Here is a 12,956-nt window from a genome sequence, read left to right on the forward strand (position 1 = left end):
TATATTGAATTATATCAGAATGATATTTAAGAAAATGATGGCATGACGTAAAAGAAGATGGCAAAAAAATGTGCAGTACTGGCAGCCATCACAAAGAGATGCCAAATAGCATGACTGTATGAGAGGTTTTTCCAGACATAAAAAACAATACCAAAAGTATACAGTAAGCCACCAATCAGAAGAAGGATCAGACCACCCGTTGCGAGAGAAACTGCCAGAGGTTTGATGGCGATAAGTAACAGCCAGCCCATCCCAAGGTAAAATGTAAGAGAGAGCCATTCGATCCGCTTTTTTAAAACCAGCTCCAGCAGGAGTCCACAGAGGGCCATTCCCCATACCAGAGCAAACAAGGTCCATCCCCATGTTCCCTGCAGTGTCACCAATGTAAAGGGTGTATAAGTTCCGGCAATCAATATATAAATCATTAAATGATCAAGTTTTTGAAAAAACTTCTTCAGGCCGTGGAGGGAAAACAGATGGTAAAAGGCAGAGGCCAAATAGAGCAGAATGAGAGAGCTGCCATAAATTGCAGCACTGACAATATGCCAGACAGTGCCGTAGCGGATGGCTGTGAAAAGGAGCGTGATGAGCCCTATGAGAGCGAGACCTGCGCCGATTCCATGAGTAATGCCATTGGTAAGTTCTTCCTTAAGCGAATATTCGTTGCATTGTGGACAGTTCGGCATAGGGGGCTGGAGGATTTCCGCATGAAGAGGTTAAGGTTCTGATTGGGGTCATAGTGACAAAACTATCATCAGGTTTCATCAGGCTGTCAATAAGAACGTTCTTTGCACCAGATTTTTTGTGTTGCCTTGTTGACACAGATAATTTTTTGGTTTATATGCGGAATTATACTGAAAGTGTCACTTTTTTTTTCGTTGATTTTTCAGACCTGTCAGAAAGACTGGATAACCGGTAGTGGTATCTTTGCAAGGTGAATATAAACTTTTATAGCCATCATCTATCTGATAGAAAGCCAAAAAAGAGCTGAGCAGAAAAGAATATCTCTGCATCGCCAGAGGGGAAAAATGAGCAGTTGTCGAGTGGTTGTTGACCGATACAATCGGATTAATTAAGGACAATTTTTAGCCCAATTATAATTGCGGCAGCAAAAGTTCCGGTCAAAAAACTGATTTTTCATTACGTGTTTGCTGGAATGTTTTGTTTTTATTGCCAAACATTGCTGGATTTTACAAAATTACTGCTTACCATGTTTGCAATAAACGGCAGATTGATTTGCTGGCTGCAATTAAAAAAGTAAATGATTGACAATATCCTGCAATATAAAAGGAGGTGACGCAAAGGAAAGAACCTTGTTTGGCGAGCTTCGCATGTTATGCCTAAGAGCTTGATTAACTCGGTACTATATTTTGTCTACCCCCGAATTCTTACTGGTCTTTTCCTGTTACATTGTGGTGGCTTTTGTCATGAAATATTCGGGTTCGATAGAGGCAAAGGTGATGTTTTTTTGGAAAAGAGAGCACTTTCATTATTGCAGAGCATAATATGGAGCATTCATTTAGGTGGAAGCTGTTAGAATTGCTGTTTGCAATTTACTATAGAAGCTGTTAGATTTATTCGTCGTTGTCAGTATTTTTGTGTAGAGGTTTTTTTATTAAAATTTAAATGAGGAAATAATTATGCTGAAAAAAACACTGTTTGTCCTGATGGCTGTCTTTGCCATCAGTATGCCCGCTGTCGCTATTGAGTTACCTGCAGGTGCTACGCCGACCTTCGAAAAGTCTTCAACAGCTTATTCGTCTTCTTATCAATTTAACAGCTTTCTCGAAGCATATGGTCTGAACCTTACTCCAGAGGCTGTGTCTGGCGTGCCGTCATCTTATGCAAAAGCTTCAGGTGACCAGGTTGTTTTCAATAAAGTTCCTGTTGCCTATTCTCCTGCCCAGTATCACACCATTTTCACTGCTTACGGCCTCGAACTGACACCGGAGGCTGTCAACGAGCTCAGTGTTTCTTCGTACGCCAAGGTCGTAGATGATACAATAGTTTTTGGCAAGGATTCTATTGCATATGGTGGAGAAGAATGGACAGAAATTCTTAGTGCCTATTCCCTGCCTGTCGTTGCAGTTGCTGTTCCGACTATAGGTGACGAGGATGGTGACGGCGTTCCAGATGACAGGGATGCCTGTCCGGGTACACCTAAGGGTGTTGTCGTCGATGAGAGAGGGTGCTGGGCAGCTGAAGACAAGCTGTTGTTTGATTTCGATAAAGCAGTGATCAAGAAAGACTACTATCCTGTTCTGGATGAAACCAAAGTAATATTTGACGCTTATCCCGAAATGACCGTACAAATTGATGGTCACACCGACAGCGTCGGTACAGATGCATACAATCAGAAACTCTCCGAAAGACGTGCAAACGCCGTCATGAAGTATCTGGTTAATGAAGTTGGCATTTCTGCAGATCGACTCACCGCTGTAGGCCATGGCGAGGCGAAACCTGCCTATCCTAATGACACACCTGAGAATAGAGCAAAAAACAGAAGGGTTGAATTTACTCCTACTATGTAAAAAGTTATGAGTGACGATCCAGTTCGATCGTTACTGGAATAAAAAAAGCCCATGAAGTTCACTTCGAACTTCATGGGCTTTTTTTTGTGGCAAACGAAGATGCCGCAGGATGACAATGCAGCTTATGCCGTTTCGGGTTTGCCGTTGGCCATGGGAGTTGTCTGACAACGACTTAGCTTGAAGCTGCCGCCGATTTCTGACTGGCTGCATATGCCGTCGCCGCGCATTCATTCTTGCCCAGGTCGAGTTCTTCGGCCTTGTCATCCTCCACCTGTTGCAGATTGGCGTTGATCAGCCGGATCATCGCATACTCGTCGGGTTGTTGTCGCATATTGCTTTTGATGAAATAAAGAAAACGGGCCTTATCCTCAATGGCGTAGATATCTTTATTATATGCCATTGTTTCCGCCAGGGTGGAGACAAAGGCCAGACGGTCATTCGCCTCTTCCCAGCTCATGTAATGCCCGGGGAGAACAATCATGTCAGCCGGGTATTTTTTTATCTTCTGCAGCGACTCGAAGAGCTTGTCGGACCATGCTTCTACCTGCCCGCCAAGGTCGGGCCGGCCGATCGAGCGAATAAAAACAGTGTCACCGGTGATCATATACCGATCATCGATGATAAAGCTGGTCGATCCCGGGGTATGTCCAGGAGTGAAAATGCATTGAACCGCGGGACCCGTACGGGAAAATTGGTAGATGGCTTCGTCCTGCAGGGGGGTGTATTTGATGTTGGCCCCGGCAAAATCATTTTCGTTGGCCAGAAACGTTGCCCCGGTCTTTTCCGAGAGGATTCTGCTGCCGGCGATATAGTCAGCCTGGAGATGGCTTTCAAAGGTTTTAATGAGTCTGCATTTATTGCTTTCGGCAAAATCCAGGTAGAAATCAATGTTTCGCGAGGGGTCAAAGAGCATAAGCTCGTCGCCATTCTGCAGGCCATAGCTGGTGGATGCCTTGCCGGGTCTGATGAATTGGAACAACTTAAATGATTCTCCCGGATTGAGCAGGACAGGTACCAGGAGATTACCCCAGGATTTGATACCTCCCGCAAGGTAGCCGATATCCTGCAGGCCATGTTTTTCAAGAATTTCTGCCACATACTTGGCCGAACCTTCCTGGGCACAGACGATGCGCACCGGTTTGTCCTTGATCACTTGTGCAACACATTCATCTTCAATTTCCATGAAATCGAAATAGGAAATATTCTGCAAAATGAAAGGGTAGGGGGACTCTACTTTGAACCTGGCAAAGTCCACCTTGTTTCTGACATCCAGAACGACCATGTCTTTCTTTGCTGTCAGCGCGTCATACAGTTCTGCCGCGGTGTATTTGAAAATACTCATTGAGTCTCCTTCAGTTAGCCGTTCATAGATAGAGTATTTCGGAGCGTAAGCGTAGCATTGGATACCAAAATAATCTATTATAACAATAAAATTTCTTAAAAACGCAAAAAACCTGCTTCCTCCGCTGTCGTTGCAAAACAATCAAGGTGCAGCAGCCAATACTGGTCTGGATGCTGCTGAATGGCTTTTGCGGTTGCCGAAGGCAGCCAGTGGCTGTCATCGATCAGATTATAAAAATATGAATCAATACCGATAAACCCGTCGAGAAAATGGCTGAGAATGTGCAGGGTTTTGCTCAGATAGCCCTGCTCGACATGTATTAGATCTTCTGTTTTCAGGATATGAGCTTTTGTCAGTTCGTCGATCAACCCCTGTACCGTTTGGCGATTTTGCCTTTCCGCCTTGACAATATGGTCGTAAAAAGCTGCATCCAGGCCAGAAAAAGATTTTCTTTCAATCACCTCGATGCAGTCATATATCACCAGAGAGGTCAGGTCAAAAAACTTATGCACCTGCTCACTGCAGTGATCAAGTGTATCGCCAGCGAGAAGGACTTTATGCTGGGAAATTTTATTCATGATTCATCATGGTTTATGAATTAAAACTTTCGTTGACGCGTTTGCCGATCCGCCTGCCCATTTCCTTGCACTCTTCCAGTTTGCGGTCATCCGGGACATATTTAAAACGAAGGCCATTTTCAATCACGTCGATTTTCATCTCCTCAAGCGCGGCGTTGATCAGACCGACCGCCTCGCCACTCCAGCCGTAGGAACCAAAGGCGGCACCGAATTTATTGGTCGGTTTCAGGCCACGCATGTACATGAGAAAGCCGGCCATACGCGGCAGGAGGCCGTTGTTCAGGGTCGAACAGCCGACGATGACCGCCTTGGCGCCGAGGACTTGCGTCATGACATCACTGCGATGGTGTACTTTCAGGTTGATCATCCTGGTACTGATTCCGGTTTCCTTGAGCCCGGCGCCAATGGCCTGGGCCATTTTTTCTGTCGAGTGCCACATGGAATCATAGATAACAAGGACCTTTTTATCCGATTCATTACGACTCCATTTATCGTATGCCTCAAGTATTTTATTTTGATGGGTTCGCCAGATAACCCCGTGGTCAGGCGCTATCATTTTTATATCAAGATTCATCTCTTTGACGGAGGCCAGCAGTTTTCTGATCAGCGGGGAAAAAAGATACAGGATGTTAGCGTAATATTTGCCACTTTCCTGCATAACTTCCGAGATATCCACTTCATCATCGAACCTTTCGCTTGTCGCATAGTGCTGTCCGAAAGCGTCGCTTGAAAAAAGAATGCCGTCTTCTTTGATATAGCTGAACATGGAATCCGGCCAATGCAGCATTCTGGTTTCAAGAAACTGAATGGTTCGTTTGCCTAAACTGACTTCACTGCCCGATTTTACCACTTCATAGGGCCAGTCTTCTCTGTGGAAGTGCTCAATAATTGCCTTTTGCCCCATTGGGGAACAGAAGAGTTTCTCCGGCTTGATAATGTCCATCATCGCCGGGAGACTGCCGCTATGGTCCATCTCGACGTGGTTGACCACGAGATAATCAATTTTTGCCGGGTCGATAATTGCCCGGATATTATCGAGCAATTCGTCGAGATGCGAGCGCTTGACAGTATCAAGAAGGGTAACTTTTTTATCGACAATGAGAAATGCATTGTAGGTTGTCCCATTGTAGGTGGAATAGCCGTGGAAATCTCGCACATCCCAGTCGATGGCTCCCACCCAGTAAATACCTTTTGCCAGTTCGGTGTTGCTCATTTTTACTCCCCTTGTATGTGGTGAAGTGTGTCTATGTGAAGTTGGTTGTTTTTGGTTGCCGGTCAATGTAACCAGTCGATAGTGTTCAATCCACCATTTTATGGCGGTTTACCGATATCTATGATAAATGACGGGCAAAATTATTACAATAAAAGGATGCCCTTATCCTGAGAATAAGATTGTGGTTTTTGTTTGGATAATAATGATTACCATAATATTTTACCGGGGTAATTGCTCCTGTTAAAATGCTGCAAAACATCATCGCCGTCGAGGGCTACCATGGCCTATACTAAAGGATTCCAAATACATGAAGCAACACCCGTCAATAGATCTGGGTCTCTGCAGTGACTGCAGGGGGTGCATTGAAATTGCCCCGCGGATCTTTCAACATAATCCGGCCACAGGTCTGATGGAGGTCATTGAGCTTGCCGACTATCCGGTTGCCCTTGTCGATGAGGCGATAAAAAACTGTCCGGAAGACTGTATTTTCTGGGAAACGGATGAATAATTTGTTCATATTAAAAAAACCATCCTTTCTGTTACTTTTGCATGGCATTCTTATGATTAAACGGGTCGCCTAATTTTATGGATATACCTTTTCAGCTTACATCGCAGTTTCAGCCTTCCGGGGATCAGCCGGACGCCATCAAGGCGCTGGTGCAGGGCGTACAGGCCAACATAAAAAGCCAGGTCCTCCTCGGGGTGACCGGATCAGGAAAAACATTTACCATGGCCAATGTCATCAGCCAGGTACAGCGGCCAACCCTCGTTATCGCCCCCAACAAGACCCTGGCCGCCCAGCTTTTCAGCGAGTTCAAGGAGCTCTTTCCGCACAATGCCGTTGAGTATTTTGTCTCCTATTACGATTATTATCAACCGGAAGCCTACATCCCCCAGTCCGACAGCTACATTGAAAAGGATTCGTCGATAAACGATGCTATTGATAAAATGCGTCACTCCGCGACAAGGTCTCTGCTCACTCGCCGAGATGTTCTCATTGTCGCTTCGGTATCCTGTATCTACGGTCTTGGTTCCCCCGACGAATATAAAAACATGCATCTGTTTCTTCGGGCAGGGGAAGAGTATCCCATTGAAAAAATCCAGCGTCGCCTGGTGTATATGCAGTATGAGCGCAATGATGTTTCCTTTCATCGAGGCACATTTCGGGTGCGTGGCGATGTGCTGGATATTTTTCCGGTGCACGAGGAGGACAGGTCGCTTCGAGTCGAGTTTTTCGGCGAAACTATTGAAGGGATCACCATTATCGATCCGCTGCGCGGCGTGGTGCTGGAGCGCCTCGAGGAGTATACGGTTTTTCCCGGCAGCCACTTTGTTACCTCGAAAGTTCGGCTGCACAGTGCCTGCGAGACAATCAAGACCGAACTGACCGAGCGGCTGGAGTCTTTTTACCGGGATAACCGGCTGGTTGAAGCTCAGCGCCTTGACCAGCGCACTATGTTCGATCTTGAAATGATTCAAGAATTGGGGTATTGCACGGGAATTGAAAATTACAGCCGCCATCTGACCGGAAAAAAACCAGGGGTGCCGCCGCCCAACCTGCTCGACTATTTTCCGGAGGACTATCTGCTCTTTATTGACGAAAGTCATATCGCCATCGGCCAGTTGAACGGCATGTACAACGGGGATCGGTCGCGAAAGACCACCCTGGTCGACTATGGGTTTCGCCTGCCGTCGGCACTCGACAACCGGCCCTTGAGGTTTGATGAATTTGCCGGGCGTGTCAATCAGGTCATCTATGTCTCGGCAACCCCAGGCCCTTATGAGCTGGAGCAGGCAGGGGGCCGGGTGATCGAACAGGTCATTCGACCGACGGGCCTGCTCGATCCGAGGATCGAGGTACGTCCGGCCACCAGCCAGGTCGATGACCTGCTTGAAGAGATACGCCTGCGCGCCGATCGGGGTGAAGCCGTGCTGGTGACAACGTTGACAAAAAGAATGGCTGAAGACCTCACCGATTATTATGAGAAGATCGGCATCCGGGTCCGCTATCTGCATTCCGATATTAAAACCCTCGAACGTATCGAAATCATACGTGATCTCCGAAATGGGGCCTTTGACGTGCTGGTCGGCATAAATCTTTTGCGCGAGGGGCTGGATATCCCCGAAGTGTCCCTGGTGGCCATTCTTGATGCCGATAAAGAAGGTTTTCTCCGGTCGGAAAGATCGCTTATTCAGACGTGCGGGCGTGCCGCCCGCAACGCCGAAGGGTTGGTGATCATGTATGCCGATACCATTACCGGTTCGATGCGCTACACTCTTGAAGAAACGGAAAGGCGACGGAAAATACAGGAGGAATATAACCGGCAGCATGATATCACCCCCCGAACCATCATCTCCGCGGTAAAGGATTCTATGCAGCAGCATCTGCACAATTCGGGCTATGTATCGGAGGATTTGACGGCGGGACTGCTGGCGATAGCCGAAGAAATGCCGACCTTTTCATCCGTCAAGGACCTGGAAAAAGAAATCAAAAAACTGGACAAAGAGATGCATCAAGCGGCAAAAGAGCTGGCATTCGAGAGGGCGGCGGAGTTGCGTGATCGCATAAAGAAGATGCGTCTGCTGGAAATTGAAATAGGATGAAAGAAGGGAAACTGCATAATCTGCTGCTCGGTGTCGTGCCGCCGGCGGTGTATTGGCTGATGCGCCTCTGGTTCGGCAGCTGCCGCGTGACCTTGCACAATGAAGAGAATTGTTTTAAACCGGATGAAAAAGACCAAACGGGTATTGCCTCCTTCTGGCATTATTCTATAATTTATACTCTTTATCATATGCGGAAATATTCCGCAACGGCAATGGTCAGTTCGAGCAAGGATGGCGAATACCTTGCCCGCCTGGCCGAAAGGTTCGGCTTTGCCACGGTTCGGGGCTCGAGAAACAACAAAGGGGTCGAGGGGTTGAAAACGATGCTGCGCGCGGTTCGCGATGGAAGCAACGCGGCGATTGTCGCCGATGGCTCGCAGGGGCCGCCGAGAATCGTCCAGGCCGGGACCCTTCTGCTTGCCTCGCGGACGGGGGCGCCGATTATTCCCATGGTCTGTGCCGCATCTCGCTACTTTACCGTCAAATCCTGGGACAGAACGATTATTCCCAAACCGTTCTCCCGGATAGATTTTTACTATGGGGAACCGTTTTTCGTCCCGGCAAAGGTAAAGCCCCATGAGCTCGAAGGCTATCGTTTGCATCTGGAACAACGGTTGAACGAGCTGTATAACAAGGCCTGGGGGCGCTACGGCAAGACATCTCACTGAAAACAAGATTGTTTTTTACAGGTTCTGCATAGTAGTATCACAGTAGCAGACAATAATCGGTACAGGCAAAAGAGCTGGTCGAAGAGAGCAAGGAAAAGGACAAGAGGTATGCAGAAAAAAGGGCTGGTGGTCGCTGGACTTGCCGGAGGATCGGGGAAAAGTGTTGTTTCGGTGGGCATTACCGCCGCACTTGCCAGGCAGGGCCGTGTGGTCGTGCCATTTAAAAAAGGGCCGGATTATATCGATGCGGGATGGCTGCAGTTGGCCGCCGGGCGAAGATGCTATAATCTCGATCCCTTTCTTATGACCAGGGAGGCCATTCTGCTCTCTTTTGCCCGGCATTCAGCCGCAGCCGAGCTTCTCATCGTCGAAGGCAACCGGGGGCTGTACGACGGTGTCGATGCGGCGGGTGGCTATTCCACGGCGGAACTGGCGGTAACCCTGGGCTTACCGGTGCTGCTGGTGGTCAACTGTACCAAGACCACCCGAACCGTTGCCGCCATGGTTCTCGGCTGTCAACACTTCGATTCGCGGATCGATATCAGGGGTGTTGTCCTCAATCAGATAGCCACCGAGCGTCAGCGTCTTCTGGTCACGGAATCGGTTGAGAACTATACCGGCATTCCGGTTCTTGGCGCTATCCCGCGCTTGAAACGAGATATATTTCCCATGCGCCATTTGGGCATGGTGCCGCATCAGGAATATACCGATAGCCACGGGGCGCTCGATTTTCTCATCGATCTGATCAGCGAAAATGTCGACCTTGACCTGGTTGAGGCGATAATGGGGACTGTGCCGCAGCCTGCAGATCCCGTCGCTGCCGCCTTTGCAGCCATTGCCGTCGGTAACAAACAGGCTGAACCAATACCGGCGCGCCCGGCAAAGATAAGAATCGGTATTCTGCAGGATGCCGCATTTCAGTTTTACTATTCGGAAAACCTCGAAGCCCTGGAAAAGGCCGGCGGGGAACTGGTCCTGCTGAACGCACTGTCTGACAGCGAACTGCCGCAACTTGACGGCCTGTACATCGGCGGCGGTTTTCCCGAGACGAATGCCAGGGAACTGGCTGCCAACACAGCTTTTCGCCTGGCAGTGAGAGAAGCGGCGGAATGCGGTCTGCCGATCTATGCCGAGTGCGGTGGTCTGATGTATCTCGGCAGTTCAATCGTCCTGGACGGGGAAGAGTTCCCGTTAGTTGGCGTCTTTCCCATACGCTTCGGTATGTCGACCAAACCCCAGGCCCACGGCTATACAATTTTTCAAGTCGACCAGGACAATCCTTTTTATCGCTCGGGGACCGAAGTAAAAGGGCATGAGTTTCGCTACTCGAAAATTCTCGACTGGCAGGGCACGCCAGAGCAGCTGGTCCTGAAAATGGTCCGTGGCCACGGCTTTATAAACGGTCGGGACGGCTTGACCTACAAGAACGTTTTGGCCTTATACACGCACATTCACGCCGATGGCACGCCGCAATGGGCCGATAATTTTGTCCAGCGATGTCGGACAGTAAGGCAGGAAGGGGCGTAATCCGCTGCTCCTCCCTCCCAGCGGCAGCAGAATAATCAGTGGGAGGTCGTTGTGCCGAGGACTTTCAGGCTGATTTCTTTTTGTTTTTCGGCGCTTGGCGCTGGTTCCACCCAGTGCATAAATGATTCTCTGATGCGCATAAAACTGCCGTTATCTTCCTTACATTTTTCACAGATGCTGGTCGCCTGATCCCGGTACATGATGATTTTTGAGGCCGGTTCCCCATCTTTTGACACAGCGGCCATCTTTCTGCAGCCGCATTCCAGGCGTACCACCACCACCCCGACAGCGTCCGGACTTCCTTCAATAATGCCTTCTATCATGGCCTGCTCACGCTTTTCCACCTGGAGTTTCTTTTTTGGTTTTTTTTCTTTCATGAGATATGTCGAGTTGTTGTTAACATGGATAAGAATATTTTTGTGTCAATAGTGCTCTCTGACCTCTCCCAGGAGGGATGAGGCAAAAGAACGCGCACTATATTAAAAAAACCGTGTGCAGGTCAATAGTTTTTCGGCTGGTATCGCCTGTGTCGTCAGTGTACGATCGATGATGGTCAGCTTCGATAGAACCATTTTTTGACGTCATCCCTGGTGAACTGTTTCACCACCGGTCGGCCGTGGGGACAATGGGAAAATAAATCCGCCCTGGCCATTTCGTTCAGCAGGGTATCGATCTCCCGTGGTGAGAGAGGTGTTCCGGCCTTGACCGCCGCCCTGCAGGCCATTGTTGCGAGAATGATATCAAGAAATCCACCTCCGTCTCCCCTGTTCTGCTCACTGCCGAACTGTTCCAGAATGTCGAAAAACAATTCGCGGGGATTGGCGGTGCCGGCCAGTGCCGGAACCGCGGAGATAATGTAGGTGTTGCCGCCGAATTCCCTGACGGTAAAACCAAGTCGATCTATTGCCGGCTGGTTTTTCTCCACCAGCTGGGCTTGAAAGAGTGAAAGTTCAACGGTCTCGGGAAACATCAGGATCTGCCGGACAACGGTTTTGGCGAGGTACTGTCTGCGCAGTTTTTCGTAGAGCAGTCTTTCGTGGGCGGCGTGCTGGTCAATGACCAGCAGTCCGTCGCTGTTCTTGCAGAAGATGTAGAGATCATCATATTGGCCGACAACGAGCAGGTTGTGGTGAACTGTTTTCTGTTGTTGTTCAGGCGTCTCCTGCCGCTCCGGCACGCGTGTTTGTGCAAAAGACGATTGTTCTCTCGGTTCAGCGGTGGCCAGGAGCGGCTGGTGTCCGGTTGCTGGCCGTAACGCTGTCGTTATCGCTGGGGGTATCGCTGGGGCAGAAATCTTTGCTTTCGACGGCCCAGGCGTGTGTTTTATATCTGTCCCAGCCGACTGCTGCTCTCTTGCCGGGTGCACATCATCGCTTGATTGTCGGCTGGAAACAAACGATGGCTCGAAGGCAGGAGTCGCCATCTGCGCTGCTTCAAGAGGCACAGCTGTTCTGGCCGCAGCCAGGTCAGGACCGAAAAGAGATGTCTTTAGAATCTTTTGCTGCTCGAGCATGGCTTCGGCCACCGCGTGACTGAGCAGGGTGTGGACGTCTCTGGCGTTGCGAAAACGAACCTCGTGCTTTGCCGGATGCACGTTGACATCAACCTCATCGGGTGGCAATACCAGATGTATCAAGCCGGATGGGTTCTTGCCTTTCATGAGAAAGCCCCGTAATCCCTCGGTTACGGCGTGAATAATCATTCTGTCGCGTATTGCCCGGCCATTGACGAAGATGCGCATTTTTGCCGGCCCGATGGTCACCTTTTCGGGTGGTATAAGAAAGCCCGATACCCGGCGTAGGTTGTTTGTCCGGCGGACAGTCCCAACGGGAATAAAAGGGCCATCGTAGTGCATGATATTGGCCAGTCGCTGTTCTGTCGACAAGGAATTGTCGAGATAAATGGTGTCTCTGCCGTCGATTCTCAGGATAAAGGTAACGGCCGGCGAGCCGAGGGCGTAGTTTTTCACCACTTCATCAATATGGCCAAGCTCGGTCCGCGCCGTGCGCAAAAATTTTCGCCGGGCCGGAGTGTTACCAAAGAGATTGCGGACCTCGACGGTGGTGCCGTAACCGCAGCCGATTTCGTGTACCTTGATTAATTTACCGAAATGCAGCACCACTCTTGTACCCAGTTCCGCCCGGGCAGGGCGGGAAGTTATGGTGAACTGGGAGACGGAACCGATAGATGGCACCGCTTCTCCCCGAAAGCCAAGGGTGCCGATGGCCGCGAGATCTTCCTCGGTGCGGATCTTTGAAGTACCATGCCGTTCAAGGCTTAAAAGCAGATCGTCTTCAGCCATTCCTTCGCCGTTGTCGATGATGCGAATCAGTCTGGTGCCGCCGCCCTCAATTTCTATTTCAACTCGACTGGCATTGGCATCGAGGCTGTTTTCCAGGAGTTCCTTGACAACTGAAGCGGGACGTTCGACCACTTCGCCGGCGGCAATCTGATTGGCGAGCTGTTCCGGCAGTATACGGATTTTTGACATGG

11 protein-coding genes are annotated in these 12,956 nt (G+C 49.4%); 5 read left to right on the forward strand and 6 right to left on the reverse strand.

The features are described 5' to 3' along the window. Positions 1-26 precede the first annotated feature (26 nt). Entirely contained in the window at positions 27-686 is a 660-nt protein-coding gene (gene trhA, locus ACYQ8U_RS10315; RefSeq protein ID WP_459945457.1) for a PAQR family membrane homeostasis protein TrhA, read from the reverse strand. Positions 687-1,640: 954 nt separating this feature from the next. On the opposite strand from trhA, the gene ACYQ8U_RS10320 reads away from it, so the two are divergent. After that, positions 1,641-2,531 carry an OmpA family protein gene (locus ACYQ8U_RS10320; protein ID WP_459945458.1) on the forward strand — a complete coding sequence of 297 codons (891 nt, stop codon included), beginning with the start codon at positions 1,641-1,643 and terminating at the stop codon, positions 2,529-2,531. Between the two features lie 172 nt (positions 2,532-2,703). On the opposite strand, the gene ACYQ8U_RS10325 is transcribed toward ACYQ8U_RS10320, so the two are convergent. From ACYQ8U_RS10325 to ACYQ8U_RS10335, 3 genes are all read right to left on the reverse strand, one after another. Next, positions 2,704-3,873, reverse strand: coding sequence for an MBL fold metallo-hydrolase (locus ACYQ8U_RS10325; RefSeq protein WP_459945459.1), 1,170 nt, complete (start codon positions 3,871-3,873; stop codon positions 2,704-2,706). 95 nt (positions 3,874-3,968) lie between these two features. Further along, entirely contained in the window at positions 3,969-4,451 is a 483-nt protein-coding gene (locus ACYQ8U_RS10330; protein WP_459945460.1) for a hypothetical protein, read from the reverse strand. A gap of 13 nt (positions 4,452-4,464) precedes the next feature. Beyond that, positions 4,465-5,664, reverse strand: a complete 1,200-nt coding sequence (locus ACYQ8U_RS10335) for an FprA family A-type flavoprotein (protein WP_459945461.1) — start codon at positions 5,662-5,664, stop codon at positions 4,465-4,467. A gap of 307 nt (positions 5,665-5,971) precedes the next feature. Between ACYQ8U_RS10335 and ACYQ8U_RS10340 the strand changes: the two genes are divergently transcribed. The 4 genes from ACYQ8U_RS10340 (at position 5,972) to ACYQ8U_RS10355 (ending at position 10,463) form a co-directional block, all read left to right on the forward strand. Beyond that, positions 5,972-6,172 carry a ferredoxin gene (locus tag ACYQ8U_RS10340; RefSeq protein ID WP_459945462.1) on the forward strand — a complete coding sequence of 67 codons (201 nt, stop codon included), beginning with the start codon at positions 5,972-5,974 and terminating at the stop codon, positions 6,170-6,172. Positions 6,173-6,249: 77 nt separating this feature from the next. After that, positions 6,250-8,268, forward strand: coding sequence for an excinuclease ABC subunit UvrB (uvrB, locus tag ACYQ8U_RS10345; RefSeq protein ID WP_459945463.1), 2,019 nt, complete (start codon positions 6,250-6,252; stop codon positions 8,266-8,268). Continuing rightward, entirely contained in the window at positions 8,265-8,936 is a 672-nt protein-coding gene (locus tag ACYQ8U_RS10350; protein WP_459945464.1) for a lysophospholipid acyltransferase family protein, read from the forward strand. The genes uvrB and ACYQ8U_RS10350 overlap by 4 nt, the downstream gene beginning before the upstream one ends. 108 nt (positions 8,937-9,044) lie before the next feature. Beyond that, a complete protein-coding gene (locus ACYQ8U_RS10355) occupies positions 9,045-10,463 on the forward strand; it encodes a cobyrinic acid a,c-diamide synthase CobB (RefSeq protein WP_459945465.1) in 1,419 nt (472 codons plus the stop codon). Between the two features lie 35 nt (positions 10,464-10,498). Here the strand turns inward: ACYQ8U_RS10355 and ACYQ8U_RS10360 are convergent, their stop codons facing one another. Beyond that, complete coding sequence (locus ACYQ8U_RS10360) at positions 10,499-10,840, reverse strand: hypothetical protein (protein WP_459945466.1); 342 nt, start codon at positions 10,838-10,840, stop codon at positions 10,499-10,501. Positions 10,841-11,016: 176 nt separating this feature from the next. Next, positions 11,017-12,954 carry a DNA mismatch repair endonuclease MutL gene (gene mutL, locus ACYQ8U_RS10365; RefSeq protein ID WP_459945467.1) on the reverse strand — a complete coding sequence of 646 codons (1,938 nt, stop codon included), beginning with the start codon at positions 12,952-12,954 and terminating at the stop codon, positions 11,017-11,019. Positions 12,955-12,956 lie beyond the last annotated feature (2 nt).

It is taken from the genome of Desulfocastanea catecholica (assembly GCF_054657295.1).